This window comes from Actinomadura chokoriensis, assembly GCF_039529475.1.
GTDB lineage: Bacteria > Actinomycetota > Actinomycetes > Streptosporangiales > Streptosporangiaceae > Spirillospora > Spirillospora bangladeshensis.
Window position 1 is genome coordinate 44,117 of sequence record NZ_BAAAMW010000022.1, and the last position, 15,312, is coordinate 59,428.

Here is a 15,312-nt window from a genome sequence, read left to right on the forward strand (position 1 = left end):
GCCATGCGGCGCTTAACGTCGATTCCACCATGACAAGAATCGCTTTTCTCGGACTGGGGCGCATGGGCTCCCCCATGGCCGGACGGCTCCTGGACGCCGGTCACGACGTGTCCGTATGGAACCGGACACCCGGCAGAACCGCGCCGCTCGCGGGGGCCGGCGCCGCCGTGCACGCCACGCCCGCCGAGGCCGCCGCGGGCCGCGACCTGGTGATCACGATGCTCACCGACGCGGACGCCGTCGAGGACGTCCTGTTCGGCGGGGACGGCGCTGTCCGGGCGCTGGAGCCCGGCGCCGTGATCGCCGACATGTCCACGATCGGCCCGGACGCCGTCCGCCGCGTCCGGGACCGGCTGCCCGACGGGGTCGGCCACGTCGACGCGCCCGTCTCCGGGAGCGTCCCGCAGGCGGAGGCGGGCGAACTGGTGATCCTCGCCGGGGCCGCGGACGCCGACCTGGCGCGCTGCGCGGACGCGTTCGAGGCGCTCGGAACCGTCCGGCACGTCGGCCCGCCCGGCTCCGGCGCCGCGCTGAAGGTGGTGGTCAACAGCGTGCTCGTCGGCAACGTCGCCGTCCTCGGCGAGGCGCTCGCCCTCGCCGACCGGCTCGGCGTCGACACCGGCCTCGCCCTGGACGCCCTGTCCCGCATCAGCCCGCAGGCCCGGCGGCTGCTGGACGGCGCCGGCCCGCCCCGCTTCACCCTCGCCCTCGCCGCCAAGGACCTCGCCCTCGCCCTCGGCGGCCCCGGGCGACCCGGCGTCCTCTCGGCCGTCCAGTCCCGGACGGAGAGCGCCCTCGCCGCCGGGCTCGCATCCGACGACCTCACCGCACTCGCAGACCACACCAGGAGAACCGCACACATGCGCGTCACGCTCGGCAACCCGGCGACCGTCCCCGCACCGCCGAACCCCGCCTACTCCCACACCGCGTACGTGACGCAGGGGCCGATGCTGTACGTGTCAGGGCAGATCGCGCTGGACGAGAACGGCAAGGTGGACGCCCCCGGCGACATGACCCGCCAGTCGGAGGTCGTCATGTCGCTGCTCGAACGCATCCTCGCCGCGCACGGGGCGGGCTTCGCCGACGTCGTCAGTATCCGCTCGTTCCTCACCGACATCGACCTGCGCGCCGAGTACGGGGCCGTCCGGGCGCGCTACTTCACCGGCGCACCGCCGACCAGCACGACCGTGGAGGTTCCCCGCCTCTTCCACCCGGACGCCCTGCTCGAGGTCGAGATCGTCGCCGCGGTCCCCTGACCGCTAGGGCCGCAGGTCCCCGGCCGCGTCGCGCAGGTCCGCGAGGAACGCGGTGACGGCAGGGGACCTGCGCGCGTGCCGCCCCACCGCCGCGTAGACGGAGCGGCGCGGCCCGCGGCCCGACGCCACGGCGCGCAGCACGACGCCGTCCCGCGCGAGGGCGGAGGCCGCGAGCGCGGGCACCAGCGTCACCCCGAACCCCGCCGCGACCAGGCCCAGCTTGGAGATCCACTCGGCGACCCGCAGCGGCGTCTGCGGGACGAACCCGGCCGCCTCGCACCGGGCGCGCAGCGCGGCGACCGCCTCCGGGTCGTCGGCCACGATCCACGGCTCGTCCGCCAGCTCGCGCAGCGGGACGCGGTCGCGCCGGGCGAGCCGGTGCCCGGCCGGCAGCGCGACGAGGAGCGCGTCGTCCAGCAGCGCCACCAGGTGGTCGGCGTCGATCGACGGATGCTTGTGCGTGCTGACCAGCGCGATGTCGAGGTCTCCCGCCTCCAGCATCGGCAGCAGCCGCTCCGTCGTCCCCTCGCGCAGCACCGCCCGCACCCCGGGATGCCGCTCCCGGAAGCGGGCGAGGGCGCGCGGCACGAGCGCGGCGTTGGCGGTCGGGAACGCGCCGATCCGCAGCGTCCCGGTGTCGAGGCGGCGCAGCCCGTCGAGGGCGCGGGCGGTGTCGGCGAGCCGGTCGAGGAGCGCGCGGGCGTGCGGCAGCAGGTACTCCCCCGCCGGGGTCGGCCGGACGCCGCGGGCGCCGCGCGCGAACAGCTCGACGCCGCAGACGTCCTCCAGCGCCGCGATCTGCCGGGAGACCGCCGACTGCGTGTAACCGCCGGCGGCCGCCGCGGCGGTGAACGAGCCGAGTTCGGCGACGGCGACGAACGTCCGCAGCAGGATCGGATCGAGGGCCTCAGCACGCATCCCCCGAAGGATACGGGGGCGCCGGAATGCCGGGGTGATCTATCGGCTTGGTACCCTTCTGTCCTCACCCTCCGTCATCCCCGCAGGTCCACGCCGAGGTCGCCCCATGTCCGAGAGCCGCCCGTTCGTCAGCCTGGCGACCGATTTCGGCGCCGCCTACACGGCCATCTGCGCCGGCGTCGTGTACACGGTCGCGCCGGCGGCGAACGTGCTCGTGCTGAGCGACGAGATCACCCCGTTCGACGTGCGCGAGGGCGCGATGCTGCTGCGGCAGGCGCTCCCCTACCTCCCGGTCGGCGTCCACACCGGGATCGTCGACCCCGGCGTCGGCACGCCGCGCCGCCCGGTCGCGGTCGAGACCGGGCGCGGTGACCTGCTCGTCGGGCCCGACAACGGGCTGCTCGTCCCGGCCGCCGAGAGGCTCGGCGGCGTCGTCCGGGCGCACGCGCTGGAGAACCCCGCGTACCGGCTGCCGGAGGTGTCGACGTCCTTCCACGGCCGCGACATCTTCTCCCCCGCCGCCGCGCACCTCGCGAACGGCGTCGACATCGCCGACCTCGGCGCGCCCGTCGAACTCCTCCCGCTGGACCTCCCGGCCCCGGTGGCCCGTGAGGGCGAGCTGACCGCCCCCGTCCTCTACACCGACCGCTTCGGCAGCCTGGTCCTCGGCGCCGAGCCCGCCGACCTGGCCGCCGCGTTCGGCGAACTGGCGCCGGGCACCCCGCTGGACGCCGTCTGGACCGCTCCCGAACCCGGCTCGGCACGCCTCACCTTCGAGGAGACCTTCGGCGCCGTCGCGCTCGGCGAGCCGCTGCTGTGGGTCGACTCGTCGGGCTGGCTCGGCCTCGCCGTCAACCAGGGCTCGGCCGCCGACGCCCTCGGACTCGCGGGCGTGCGCACCCTCACCCTGCGCGCCGCCCCCCGCACCTGACCAAGAAAGATCCCTGGAGGCCCCGTGAACCGCCGCCCCCACCGGTCGTCCTGGTCGCCTGGCCCCACTCGGCTCACACCACCTGTATCTCGTAGGAGGGCGACACCGCATTCCAGGCCCTCGCATCCTGCGCCACGGGCAGGCTCAGCATAAAGGCGCCCGGCGCCGACGACCGCGAGCGGCAAGCCCGCATTCGCGCCGTGGTCAAGGACGACGCTCGGCGGAGAAACGAGCAGGGCTTCGAGAGCCTGGCCGCCTCGGCAGCCGCGAACGAGCGGGACTCCACCAAAGAGGATATGACCTGGCGTCGAGTCACAAGATGCGCCCTGAAGGGTGGCAAATACGCGGACACGACGCGCAACGCCGTGCTGAAGGATGCGAAGATCGCCGAGAGGAATCGCCTCCCTGCCCAGAGGCTGGACGTCGGCCCGGGCATTCTGACCGGGTCAAGATGCCCGCCATCCCGGGCTCCGAAGCCCAGACGGATGTACAGGCCGAAGCACGGCACTTCTGCTGCTACCTAACACACCGATCCTGAACTCATAGTGATGAGATAACCGCATAGTGTTATGATGCGGGACGTGAAGCTGATGGTGCAGGTAAAGCTGCTCCCCGACGCCGCCGCCGAGGCGGCGCTGCGGGAGACGCTGAAACTATGCAACCGGGCCGCCTGCTACGCCTCCCGCCGCGCGCACGTCACCGGCGTCAAGGGCAAGACCGCGCTGCAACGCCTGGTGTACGGCGAGGTGAAGGCGATGGGCCTGTCGGCCCAGCCGGCAATCCACTGCATCCGCAAGGTTGCGGGTGCCTACGCCACGCTGGCCGGGAACCTCAAGGCCGGCAACTATGGGCCGCCCGGGTCGCGGCGCCGCGCCGCCGTGGAGGGCACGCCGGTCCGGTTCCGTCGGGACGCCGCCCAGCCCTTCGACGACCGGTCCTTGTCGTGGCAACTCGACGCCCGCACCGTCAGCATCTGGACCGTGCACGGCAGGCTCAAGAGCGTCCCGTTCGCGTGTTCGCCCTCGCAGGCGAAGATGCTGGCCGCACACCGGCGGGGCGAGTCGGATCTGGTGTGGCGGGGCGGGTGCTTCTACCTGCATGCCACCTGCGACGTACCCGGAGCGCCCGAGTACGTGCCGGACGGGTTCTGCGGGGTGGACGTAGGCATCGTCAACATCGCCACCACCTCCGACGGCACCCTCCACTCCGGCAAGCGCATCAACCAGGTCCGGCACCGCAACCGCCGCCTCCGCCGACGCCTGCAACGCAAGGGCAGCAAGTCGGCCAAGCGGCTGCTGCGTCACCTCTCAGGCCGAGAAGCGCGTTTCGCGGCCGACACCAACCACCGCATCTCCAAGAGCATCGTGACCGAGGCTCAACGCACCGCACGCGGGATCGCCCTGGAAGATCTGGGCGGTATCCGGGCGCGGGTCCGGCTACGCAAGCCCCAGCGGGTCACCCTGCATTCTTGGAGTTTCGCCCAGCTCGGCGCGTTCATCGCCTACAAGGCGAAGCGCGCCGGGGTTCCGGTGGTGTTCGTGGATGCGCGCCACACCTCGCAGGGGTGCTCGGCGTGCGGCCACACCAACAAGAGGAACCGGCCCGACCAGGCCTCCTTCCATTGCATGTCGTGCGGCTTCGCTGAGCACGCCGACGTCAACGCAGCCCGCAACATCGCCGCACGCGGCGCAGCGGGCTGGGCAGTGAGTCACGCTGCCGACGACGCGGCCTGACACCCACCACCCAGGTGCGGCAGCCAGAGCTGCGAGCTCGACCCGTCAGGGCCGAGAAGCTGACCAACCAGATCGACAGTGCCGCAGGCGCAAGGCGCGGAGGCCGAGGAGGGTGCGCGGGAGCTGCTGGAGCGGTTCGGGCTCGCCGACAAGGCCGCCGAGTACCCCGACCGGCTGTCGGGCGGGCAGCAGCAGCGGGTGGCGATCGTCCGGGCGATGGCGGGGCGGCCGAGCCTGCTCCTGCTGGACGAGGTGACGTCCGCCCTCGACCCCGAGCTGGTCACCGAGGTCATGGACATCATCCGGGAGCTGAAGGACTCCGGCATGACGATGGTCCTGGCGACGCACGAGATGGGGTTCGCGCGCGACATCGCCGACACGGTCTGCTTCCTGCACGACGGCGTCCTGCTGGAGCGCGGGCCCGCCGAGCAGATCTTCACCGAGCCCGCCGAGCCGCGGACGCGGGAGTTCCTGCGCCGCGTCCTGGAGTCCCGCCGCCTGTAGGAGACTGATCGCCGTGGAAGATCTCGACGTGGTGGCGTGGGTGCAGGTGTCGGACGGCCGGATGCTCGCCGTCCGTTCCCGCGGGCGCGATCTGCTCTACCTGCCGGGCGGCAAGCGGGAGCCGGGCGAGGACGACTGGTCGGCCCTGTCCCGCGAGGTCCGCGAGGAGCTCGACCTGGAGCTGGACCGGCCGTCCTTCCGGGAGCTGGGCGTCGTCCGGGCGCCCGCCCATGACCAGCCCGCCTTCACCCACGTCCGCATGGCGTGCTTCACCGCCGCCTACCGCGGCGCGATGACGGCGGCCGGGGAGGTCGACGCGTTCGTCTACGTGGGACGCGGCGACCGGCACCTGCTCGCGCCCGCGGCCCGGGCGGCGCTCGACCTCGCCGGCGAGCACGGCCTGCTCACGTCGTGAGCGCGAGGCCGCTGCCGATCCCGAGCGCCAGCGAGAGCAGCGCGGCGGCGACGGCCACCGCGCGGGCGCCCCGGGCCGGGCGGGACGGACCGTCCGGCCGCCGGAACAGCGGGACGATCCAGCGCAGGTAGTAGAAGACGCTCGCGACCGAGTTCACGGCGGCGACCGCGGCGAGCCAGCCGTAGCCGCCGTCCAGGGCCGCGCCGAACATCAGGACCTTCCCGACGAACACGGCGGTCGGCGGGGTGCCGACGAAGCCGAGCAGGCAGACGACGAGCGACAGCCCGAGCAGCGGGGAGCCGCGCATCAGCCCGGCGTATCCGGCGAGGTCGTCGCGCCCGCGGGCGAGGACGACCGCGAACGCGCCCAGGTTCGTCACCGCGTAGGCGGCGACGTAGTACAGCAGCGCGGGCTCGGCGAGGCCGGTGCGTCCGGCCATCGCGACCGGGACGAGCAGGTAGCCCGCCTGGCTGACGGTCGAGTACGCCAGCAGGCGCCGGACGTTGTCCTGCCCGAACGCGGCGAGGTTGCCGAGCGTCATCGTGACCGCCGCGGCGGCCGCGACGAGCGCCGGCCATCCGGCGGCGCCCGGCGGGAGCGTCTCGGCGGCGAACCGGTAGAGGGCGGCGAACGCCCCGATCTTCGGGACGGTCGTCACGAACGCGGCGATGGCGGGCGGGGCGCCCTCGGTGACGTCCGGTACCCAGAAATGGCCGGGGACGGCGCCCGCCTTGAACAGCAGCCCGGCGAGCACCGCGACGACGCCGACGGCGACCGCCGCCGACGGGGCGCCGGACAGCCCGGCACGCAGCACCGGGTAGGCGGTGCCGCGCCCCACCCCGAACAGCAGCGTCACCCCCGCGAGCATGAAGACGCCGAGCAGCGCGCTCATCAGGTAGTACTTCAGCGCCGCCTCGGTACCGGGCGCGTCCTTGCCGAACCCGGCGAGGGCGTAGGCGGGGATGCTCGCCAGCAGGTACGCCGCGACCAGCACCAGCAGGTCGGAGGCGGCGCCCAGCACGATCGCGCCGAGCGCCGCCAGCAGGATCAGGACGTAGTGCTCGCTCTCCCGGGGATGGCCGCGCACCCGGCCGGCGGCCAGGACCAGCACGCCGAGGGTCGCGCCGAGCACGGTGATCCGGGTGACGTGCGTGACCGGGTCGACGGCGAACGAGTCGAACACCGTCAGGTCGGCGCGGGTCGCGGCGACGCCGGCGGCGGCCAGCCCGGCGACGAGCCCGGCCGCGCAGATCACCGCGACGCGCCACTGCCGCTCGCGGGGCAGGAAGAGCCCGTTGACCAGGCCGAGGACGGCGGCGATCAGTACGCACAGTTCGGGCGCGAGGTCGGCGGGGTTCTCGTTCATCACCGTCCGGGTCACCGTCCCACGAGCGCGACGACGGCCGCCGACAGCGGCTCGATCGTGTCGAGCAGGCCGCGCGGCGCGACGCCGATGAGCAGCGAGAGGAGCAGCAGCGGGGCGAGCGCGGCGAGTTCGGGCCGCCGCACGTCGGTGACCCGCCCGGTCAGCTCGCCGGGCGGGCCGAGCACGGCCCGGTGCAGGACGCGCAGGAACAGCGCCGCCGTGATCAGGATCCCGAGGACGGCGAGCGCGCCGGTCACGGCCGCGGCCGCCGTGCCGCTCCCGATCGTCCCGGCGAAGATCTGGAACTCGGCGATGAACCCGGACAGGCCGGGCAGCCCGAGCGACGCGAACGCCGCCACCGCGATCAGCCCCGCGTACACGGGCGCGCCGCGCGCGATGCCGCCGAACCGCCGGAGGTCGTAGCTCCCGGCACGGTCGTGCAGGACCCCGCACAGCAGGAACAGCGCACCCGTGACGAGCCCGTGGCTGACCATCTGCGTCACCGCGCCGGTCACCGCGAGCCGCCGCGCGTCCGCGTCGCCGGACGCGTACCCTGCCGCGCCCAGCGCGAGGACGATGTAGCCCATGTGGTTCACGGAGGTGTAGGCGACGAGCCGCTTGACGTCGTCCTGCGCGAGCGCGACCAGCGCCCCGTACAGGACGCCGACCAGCCCGACGACCAGGAAGACGAGCGCGTAGCGGCGCCAGGCGTCCGGCAGCATCGGCATGGCGATCCGGACGAGCCCGTACGTGCCCATCTTGAGCATGACCCCGGCGAGGATCGCCGACCCGGCGGCGGGCGCGTCGGTGTGCGCGGGCGGCAGCCAGGTGTGGAACGGGACGACGGGCGTCTTGATGCCGAGGCCGATCCCGATGGCGAGGAGCGTCAGCCCGGCGAGGCCGCCGTGCAGCGGCGGGCCGCGGGTCAGGTCGACCATGTCGAACGTGTGCGGGTCGGCGCCCAGGTAGAGGCCGATGAACCCCAGCAGCAGGACGAGCGACCCGAGGAACGTGTAGAGGAAGAACGTCAGCGCCGACCGCGACCGGTCGCCGTGCCCCCACAGCAGGATCACGAAGTACATGCCGACGATCGACAGGTCGAAGAACACGAAGAACAGGAGGAGGTCGAGGGCCGCGAACAGGCCGAGGCACACGGTCTCCAGGAAGAGGAACAGCATCGCGAACGCCCGCACCCGGTGCGTCTGCCTCAGCGAGTACACGGCACAGGCGGCGAACAGCACGGCGGTGAGGGTGATGAGCGGCAGCGACAGGCCGTCGACGCCGACGTGGTAACCGGCCCGGACCGACGGGATCCACCGGGCGTTCGTCTCGTAGGAGATCCCGGCGCCCGTCCCGTGCGCGGCCCACATCCAGGCGGCGAGGGCGACCTCGGCGAGGGTGACGGCGATCCAGGTCCACGGCACCGCGCGGCGCGGGACGGCGGGCAGCGCGGCGGCGACGGCGAGCGGCAGGAAGATCGCGATTGTCAGCATCGGCTCACCCCGCCAGCACGGCGATGACGGCGAGCACCGCGAGCACGACGGCGGCCTGGGCGAAATAGATGTGGACCTGCCCGGTCTGCGGACGGCGTGCCAGCGCCGCGAGCCCCTGGGCGGCCCGGCCGACCCCGCCGACCAGGGCGTCCACGCGGATCTCGATCCGGCGCCCGGTCAGGCCCGCCGCCCACCGGCCGCTTCTCGCGACGTCCCGGACGGCGCCGTCCACGATCCGGTCGTCGAACCGGGCCAGCGCCCGCGCGGCGGCGAGCGTCGGCTTCACCACCGCCGCGTCGGCCGCCCGCTCCAGGTACAGCCACTCCACCGCCCAGGCGGGCGACGGCACCCGCCGGGCGATCCGGACAGCGCCGACCGTGACCACCGCCAAGGCTCCGGAGAGGACGGTCAGCCAGACCGCGGGCCCGCCCTCGTGCGGCGCCCCGAGCAGCCCGCGCCAGGCTCCGGCCACCGGGGGAAGGCCCAGCACGCCGAGCACGGCCGCCGCGAACGCCAGCACGACCAGCGGAACCTGCCTGAGGAGGGGCACCCGCACGGCCGCTCCCTCGGCGGGACGGAACACCGCGAACAGCGCCTTCGCCGCATACGCGGCCGACAGCACCGAGGCCGCGAGCCCCACCGCGAGCAGGGCGGCCGGGCGTCCTGCCAGCACCTCGTCCTTCGTCACCCACAGCGACAGCGGCGGGACGCCCGCCAGCGCGAGCGCCCCCACCCCGAACGCGGCGCCGGCGACCCGGTGCCGCCGGGCCGCGCCCCGCAGCCCGTCCAGCCGCTGGGCTCCGAGGACGCTCAGCCAGGCGCCCGCGCACAGGAACAGCAGGCTCTTCACCGCCGCGTGCGCGACGAGCTGGGCCGTCCCGCCCGCCACCGAGCCCGCGCCGGCGCCCAGGACCATGAAGCCGATCTGCGCGCAGGTGGACGCGGCGAGGAGCTGCTTGAGGTCGTGCTGCGCGAGCGCGACCGCCCCCATGACCAGGGCGGTGACCGCGCCCGTCCAGGAAACGAGCGCGTCGGCCCAGCCGGTCGCGGCCAGCAGCGGATGCACGCGCATCAGCAGGTACGCGCCGGCGGCGACCATCGTCGCCGAGTGCAGCAGCGCCGACACCGGGCTCGGACCCGACATGGCCCGCGCCAGCCAGAACGAGAACGGGAGCTGCGCCGACTTGCCCAGCGCGGACACCACGATCCCCGCCGCGATCAGGTCCCGCCAGGGGGCGTCCGCGTGCGCCAGCGCGTCGAGGCGCAGCGAGTGCGCGCCGGCGAGGGCGAACCCGGCGGCCGCGTAGAGGCCCATGTCGGCGGCGCGGGTCGTCAGGAACGCGACGTCCGCCGATCGGACCCGTTCCGCGTCCGACCAGACGTAGCCGATGAGCGCGTACGACATCGCGCCCATGACCTCCCAGCCCATCAGCAGCATGACCAGGTCCGTCGCGGTGACCGTGACCGCCATCGCCGCCGCGAACAGCAGCATCAGCCCGTAGAAGCGGGCGCGGTACCGCTCCCCGGCCGCGAAGCCGAGCACCGCCGCCAGGACGGCGGCCAGCGTCACGAGCAGCACGGCGGACAACCCGTCCACCGCGAGCCCGCCCAGCCGAAGACTCATCCGCGCGCTCCTCGTGGGGGGACGGCCCCCCACACGCCCCGGTCCGCTCCGCTCATCCCTTGAGATCTCCCGCTTCGTCGGTCATGTCCACGTCGCGGGCGCGGAACAGCGCGGTGACGACGGCGAAGCCCATCGCCATCTCCAGCGCCATCACGGTGATCGCGACGAGCACGAGGACCTGCCCGTCCGGCATGCCGGGCGACACCCAGAACCAGAACCCGGCCGCCGCGGCCACCACTCCGTTGATCATGAGTTCGAGGCCCATCATCAGCATCACCACCGACTGCTGGGACAGCGCGCCGAACAGCCCCACGCAGAACAGCGCGGCACCGAGCAGCAGGAACGTCTCAAGCGTCATCGCCGTACCGCCCCCGGTGCGTGGCCAGCACCACGGTCGCGATCATGGTGGCCAGGATCGCGATCCCGATCACCATCATGACCAGCATCTTCGGCCCCATGATCGACTCGCCGAGCGCGAACGTCGGGTCGCGCGGCGGGCGTCCGGCGCGCTCCGGCCACGGGACCGCGACGATCCCCGCCGCCAGCGCCGCGAACAGCGCGCCGGAGATGGCGAGCGCGCCGCGCCGGTTGTGCACCATCGACATCGGCATCAGCCCGGCCGGGTTCATCATGTACATGACCATGAAGACCGCCATCACCAGCATCTCCATGATCATCATCAGGATCACCAGCACGCCCAGGTAGTGCAGGTCGATGAGCAGCAGCTCCGCCCCGACGCACAGGAAGGACGCGAGCAGCGAGAACGTCGCCCGCGCCATCGAGTCCACGATGAAGACCGCGGCGCCGGACCCGACCGCGGCGATGGCGAGCGCCCAGAACGCGGCGTCCTCCACGGCTCCCCTCCCTCAGACGACGACGATCCCGACGACGAGCATCTGCAGCAGCACGGCGGGGATCAGCACCGTCCACGCGGCCGCCATGAACCGGTCCATGCGCAGCACCGGCATCCGGCCGCGCGTCCACACGAGCAGGGCCAGGACGGCGCACGTCTTCAGCAGCGACCACAGCCACCCCGGCAGCAGCGGACCGGCCCCGCCGCCGAGGAACAGCGGGACGGCGACCGCCGCCGCCACCGCGAGCAGCCCGTACCGTCCGGCCAGGAAGACGAGCCGGTCGGGCCCGGACAGCTCGGCGACCGCGCCCCCGGCCAGGTCGGTGCCCACCGGATGGTCGAACGGGCCCCAGAACGTCATCGCGAGCGCCGAGACGAGGTAGACGGCGAACGCGACCGGCATCCAGACCGCGAACCACAGCCCGTCCTGCGCCGCCGCGATGACCCGCAGGTCCAGGGAGTGGGCGGCGAGCGCGGCGGTGATGAGCGCGAACATGTGCGGCAGTTCGTAGGCGAGGCCCTGCGCGAGGAACCGGTAGCCGCCGGCCAGCGCGTACGCGGAGTTGACGCCCCACCCCGCGAGCCACACCGACGCCCAGGCGACGACCTCCATCGCGTTGAACCAGACGACGCCGACGCCCGATCCGACCGCCGCCCGGCCGCCGAACGGCACGACCAGCGCCGCGAGCGCCGCCGCCACCGGCAGCGAGACCACGCCGATCACGGTCAGCAGCCGGTCGGACGTCGCCGTCACCCGCCGCTGCACGGTCAGCAGCCGCACCGCCTCCTGGAACGGCGCGGCGGGACGTCCGGCCAGCGCCCCGCTGAGCGTCGCCGCCGCGACCGCCAGCGCGCCGAGGACGAGGACCTCAACCATCGGTCGCCCCGAGGTCCGGATCGAGGCTCGCCACGATCAGCCGCGCCTCGGCCAGCCCCGCCCCTTCGAGCAGCGAGGGGAGCACGCCGAGCGGTTCTCTCGGCCTCCCGCCGGCCCCCTCGATCTCCCGGAGCCAGCCCTCGACCCGCTGCCGCACGTCACCGACGCCCCGCGTCATCCAGCGCAGCGCGGACGACCGGCGGACCCTCCGGACGAACGGCTCGAACCGCGCCGCCGGCGCGCCGTCCAGGGCCTCGTCGCGCAGCACCGCGGCCCGCTCGCCCGCCTTCTCCCAGCCGGCGACGCGCAGGAACCGCGAGAGGCTGTCGAGCCGGGCCGCCGTACGCCGGTCGTCCGTCCAGAAGGTCGCGCCGGCGCGGTCGACGGCGGAGACCTCCGCGGCCTGGACGACGTCCCCCTGCACCGTCAGATCGACGCGCAGCCCGGCGGGCCAGTACGGCAGCACGGGCCCGAGCGGGACGTGCAGGACGTCCAGCCGCAGACCGTCCCGGTCATCGGCCCGGTCGGCCATCCCGGCGTCGAGTTCCAGCGCGGGGCGCTCACCGCCGCCGACGGGACCGTCCAGGCCCCGGACTCGCGGCTCCGGCATGTCCCGCCACACGGTCTCGATGGCCTCCGCCAGCGCCGGCCCGGGGTTCCCGCAGACGACCAGCATCCCGGTCTCGGCGGGCGACAGTGCGGGACGCCACCGGCGGCGACGCAGCTCGGCCTCGACCGCGAGCCTTTCCCGCGTCCCGTCCGCGGCCGCCACGACGAACGGGCGCGGGTCGCGTCTCAGGCCCACCGCAGCGCCCCCTCCCGCCACGCGTAGAGGACGCCGACCAGCAGCAGCACCAGGAAGGCGAACATCTCCACGACGGCCTTCACACCGATCGACGCCACGACGAGCGCCCACGGATACATGAAGACCATCTCCATGTCGAAGGCGAGGAACACCATCGACACCGCGTACCAGCGCACGTGGAACCGGGACAGGGCGTGCTCGGCCGGGCGGGCCCCCGACAGGAACGGCCCGGACTCGAACGCCCGCGGCGCGACCGCGAACGACACCGCGTAGACGGCCGCGATCAGCGCCGCGACCAGCCCCAGCACCGACAGGACGACGGCGTACGGCGGCATGGCGGCTCCCGGCGGGGCGGCAGGACGGCTAGTCCGCCCCTACCTGATCAGGACACCGTCGAAACATCCGATGGTCCTGCCGCCGCGGCACTGGGTGCCCCGCTAGGGCCGGCGCTCCTTGTCGGCCGCGGCGGCGGCGAGGATCATCTCGTCGACGACCCAGCGGGCCCGCGGCGACAGGTCGACCAGGGCGCGCAGCACCTCCGGCCGGATGACGCCCTGCTCCACGTCCCGTTGCAGCGCCTTGATCGTCAGGTCGTCCCCGATGGGCGCGGACTCGCCGGCGAACCCGAAGAAGCCGATCGGCACGCCGAAGAACGTGGCGAGCGCCGTCAGCGTCTTGAGCTGCGGGTTCTCCTGCCGCCCGGTGCGCAGCTTCCACACGGTGGTGGACGAGATGTCCTCTCCGGTGGCGCGCGCGATGGCCGCCGCCGTCTCGACGTTGTTGCGCGGCGGCTCCGCGTCCGCCGGCCACAGGTTCCGGATCAGCCACTCGACCTTCTCGGCCAGCGACGCCCCCGGCGAGATCCCCTCCGCGTGCTCCCGCATCATGCCCCTCCCCATGTCAGTGATTTTAGTTGACCACAGGTGTGCTCGTCAGCCAAGGACACGCGGCCTTCCGGACGTCGTGGCGCGGCCTGCGGCTTCGCGCAGCGCCCGGATGCCTCCGGCGGCCCACCCCGTCCGGGAAAGGGATGGTCAAAGGGGCCTTACGCCTCGTAGGGTGCATCGTCTTTTGTCACAGGTCGAACCGATGAGGAGAATGACCGGTGGATTCCGCGCGCGTTGACGATTCGAGCGGTGAGGCCCTGCGCGTCCGTTACCGCGACCACGGTGTGGCGTTCAACGTGCTTCTCATAACGGTGATCCTCGGCAGCCGGTTCTTTCACGGGCCGACCACCGAAGTGTCCCTCGCAACGGCGATCTGGCTGGCCGGGACGCTATTGCTCCTCGGCAGCGGACTGGTGATGGCCCTCCGTTCCCAGCGCGGCCTCACACTCGATGCCGGCGGAATCACCTGGCACCAGGTCGAACTGTCCATTCCCTGGTCCCAGGTGACGGGACTGGACGTCGACACGAACGTCAGGGGCTCGGGCAAACCGCATCTCATCGTGCGGGTCGCCGACCCCGCCGAAGCCCGGCGCGGGCGGCGGGGACTGGCCGGCTTCGTCATCCGCGGGAACACCCAGCAGTACGGCGGGCCGATCGCGGTGAAGGCCCACCTGCTCGCGGTGCCCGCGGAGACGGTCATCGCCGCCGCCGACCGGCTGCGGCAGGCCCCCGCGGAGGCCGGCGACCGGCGGGCCCGTGCCCGCGTCCTCGCCGACCTCTGGGACACCGCCGGGCTCGCCGGATTCGCCGCCTCGCTGGCGACGATCGTCGGCCCGGTCCTGTTCTGAGGCCGGCTAGAGGACGCCGACGCCGCTGAAGTGCGGGACCTCCGGCTCCCGCCAGGGGGACGGGTCGGGGCGCCACCGCGAGCACGACACCACGCCCGGCTCCAGCAGCCGGGTGCCGGCGAACAGCGTCTCGATCTCCTCGGGGGACCGCGCGCGGATCGGCGTCCCTCCCCGGTCCATCACCTCCCGGACGGCCTGCCGCATCGCCTCGCCGTCCAGCTCGTCGGTCGTGGCGTCGCAGGTGTGGGAGATGACCAGGTGGCTGCCCGGTGCGAGGCTGCCCAGCAGGTCCGCGACGAGCCGCCGCGCCTCGCCGTCGTCCAGGATGTGGTTCAGCACGCCCAGCAGCATGAGCGCGACCGGGCGCCCGAAGTCGAGGGTGGCGGCGGCCTCGGCGAGCACCGTCTTCGTGTCGCGGATGTCGGCCTGGATGTAGTCGCACGCCCCCTCGGGACGGCTCGTCAGCAGCGCCCGCGCGTGGGCGAGCACCAGCGGGTCGTTGTCGACGTACACGATGCGGCTCTCGGGCGCCTCGCGCTGCGCGACCTGATGGGTGTTGTCGACGGTGGGCAGCCCCGTGCCGAGGTCGAGGAACTGCCGGATCCCCTGGGACGTCAGGAACCGCACCGCGCGGCCGAGAAAGGCGCGGTCCTGCTTGGCCGAATCGGCGATCACGGGCAGGACGCGCAGCACGGCGTCGCCCGCCTCGCGGTCCACGGGGTAATTGTCCTTGCCGCCGAGCCAGTAATCCCAGATACGGGCCGAATGCGGCACGCTCGTGTCGATCTCCGGTTCCGGCATG

17 protein-coding genes are annotated in these 15,312 nt (G+C 73.5%); 6 read left to right on the top strand and 11 right to left on the bottom strand.

Annotation, left to right across the window (positions count from 1 at the left end; all coding sequences use genetic code 11):
* The first annotated feature begins 29 nt into the window (after positions 1-29).
* Positions 30-1,256, top strand: a complete 1,227-nt coding sequence (locus tag ABFX46_RS33735) for an NAD(P)-binding domain-containing protein (RefSeq protein WP_346047974.1) — start codon at positions 30-32, stop codon at positions 1,254-1,256.
* Between the two features lie 3 nt (positions 1,257-1,259).
* Here the strand turns inward: ABFX46_RS33735 and ABFX46_RS33740 are convergent, their stop codons facing one another.
* Positions 1,260-2,174 (bottom strand): LysR family transcriptional regulator, encoded by a 915-nt coding sequence (locus ABFX46_RS33740; RefSeq protein ID WP_346047975.1) that lies wholly within the window; start codon positions 2,172-2,174, stop codon positions 1,260-1,262.
* A 106-nt stretch (positions 2,175-2,280) separates the two neighbouring features.
* On the opposite strand from ABFX46_RS33740, the gene ABFX46_RS33745 reads away from it, so the two are divergent.
* The 4 genes from ABFX46_RS33745 to ABFX46_RS33760 all read left to right on the top strand — a co-directional run bounded on the left by ABFX46_RS33745 (position 2,281) and on the right by ABFX46_RS33760 (position 5,757).
* Positions 2,281-3,105 (top strand): SAM hydrolase/SAM-dependent halogenase family protein, encoded by an 825-nt coding sequence (locus ABFX46_RS33745; protein ID WP_346047976.1) that lies wholly within the window; start codon positions 2,281-2,283, stop codon positions 3,103-3,105.
* Between the two features lie 581 nt (positions 3,106-3,686).
* Positions 3,687-4,838 carry an RNA-guided endonuclease InsQ/TnpB family protein gene (locus ABFX46_RS33750; protein WP_346047977.1) on the top strand — a complete coding sequence of 384 codons (1,152 nt, stop codon included), beginning with the start codon at positions 3,687-3,689 and terminating at the stop codon, positions 4,836-4,838.
* A gap of 78 nt (positions 4,839-4,916) precedes the next feature.
* A complete protein-coding gene (locus ABFX46_RS33755; protein ID WP_346047978.1) occupies positions 4,917-5,342 on the top strand; it encodes an amino acid ABC transporter ATP-binding protein in 426 nt (141 codons plus the stop codon).
* A 13-nt stretch (positions 5,343-5,355) separates the two neighbouring features.
* Complete coding sequence (locus ABFX46_RS33760) at positions 5,356-5,757, top strand: NUDIX hydrolase (protein ID WP_346047979.1); 402 nt, start codon at positions 5,356-5,358, stop codon at positions 5,755-5,757.
* On the opposite strand, the gene ABFX46_RS33765 is transcribed toward ABFX46_RS33760, so the two are convergent.
* The 9 genes from ABFX46_RS33765 to ABFX46_RS33805 all read right to left on the bottom strand — a co-directional run bounded on the left by ABFX46_RS33765 (position 5,747) and on the right by ABFX46_RS33805 (position 13,674).
* Complete coding sequence (locus ABFX46_RS33765; RefSeq protein WP_346047981.1) at positions 5,747-7,123, bottom strand: NADH-quinone oxidoreductase subunit N; 1,377 nt, start codon at positions 7,121-7,123, stop codon at positions 5,747-5,749. The two genes, ABFX46_RS33760 and ABFX46_RS33765, sit on opposite strands and share 11 nt — an antisense overlap.
* 11 nt (positions 7,124-7,134) lie before the next feature.
* Positions 7,135-8,616: a complex I subunit 4 family protein gene (locus ABFX46_RS33770; protein ID WP_346047982.1), complete on the bottom strand. Its 1,482-nt coding sequence runs from the start codon at positions 8,614-8,616 to the stop codon at positions 7,135-7,137.
* 4 nt (positions 8,617-8,620) lie between these two features.
* Entirely contained in the window at positions 8,621-10,240 is a 1,620-nt protein-coding gene (locus ABFX46_RS33775) for an NADH-quinone oxidoreductase subunit 5 family protein (RefSeq protein WP_346047983.1), read from the bottom strand.
* Positions 10,241-10,292: 52 nt separating this feature from the next.
* Positions 10,293-10,598, bottom strand: coding sequence for an NADH-quinone oxidoreductase subunit NuoK (nuoK, locus tag ABFX46_RS33780; RefSeq protein ID WP_346047984.1), 306 nt, complete (start codon positions 10,596-10,598; stop codon positions 10,293-10,295).
* Complete coding sequence (locus ABFX46_RS33785; RefSeq protein WP_346047986.1) at positions 10,588-11,094, bottom strand: NADH-quinone oxidoreductase subunit J; 507 nt, start codon at positions 11,092-11,094, stop codon at positions 10,588-10,590. The genes nuoK and ABFX46_RS33785 overlap by 11 nt, the downstream gene beginning before the upstream one ends.
* A gap of 12 nt (positions 11,095-11,106) precedes the next feature.
* Entirely contained in the window at positions 11,107-11,970 is an 864-nt protein-coding gene (locus ABFX46_RS33790) for a complex I subunit 1 family protein (protein WP_346047987.1), read from the bottom strand.
* Complete coding sequence (locus ABFX46_RS33795; protein ID WP_346047988.1) at positions 11,963-12,775, bottom strand: hypothetical protein; 813 nt, start codon at positions 12,773-12,775, stop codon at positions 11,963-11,965. The genes ABFX46_RS33790 and ABFX46_RS33795 overlap by 8 nt, the downstream gene beginning before the upstream one ends.
* Positions 12,766-13,110: an NADH-quinone oxidoreductase subunit A gene (locus ABFX46_RS33800; protein WP_346047989.1), complete on the bottom strand. Its 345-nt coding sequence runs from the start codon at positions 13,108-13,110 to the stop codon at positions 12,766-12,768. Before ABFX46_RS33800 ends, ABFX46_RS33795 begins: the two co-directional genes overlap by 10 nt.
* A gap of 102 nt (positions 13,111-13,212) precedes the next feature.
* Complete coding sequence (locus ABFX46_RS33805) at positions 13,213-13,674, bottom strand: helix-turn-helix domain-containing protein (protein WP_131936993.1); 462 nt, start codon at positions 13,672-13,674, stop codon at positions 13,213-13,215.
* 206 nt (positions 13,675-13,880) lie between these two features.
* Here ABFX46_RS33805 and ABFX46_RS33810 point away from each other — a divergent pair, with 206 nt between their 5' ends.
* Positions 13,881-14,510 (top strand): hypothetical protein, encoded by a 630-nt coding sequence (locus ABFX46_RS33810; RefSeq protein WP_346047990.1) that lies wholly within the window; start codon positions 13,881-13,883, stop codon positions 14,508-14,510.
* Between the two features lie 6 nt (positions 14,511-14,516).
* On the opposite strand, the gene ABFX46_RS33815 is transcribed toward ABFX46_RS33810, so the two are convergent.
* The gene (locus tag ABFX46_RS33815; RefSeq protein WP_346048061.1) at positions 14,517-15,311 is read right to left on the bottom strand and encodes an SAM-dependent methyltransferase; all 795 of its coding nucleotides are present in this window, start codon (positions 15,309-15,311) and stop codon (positions 14,517-14,519) included.
* Position 15,312 lies beyond the last annotated feature (1 nt).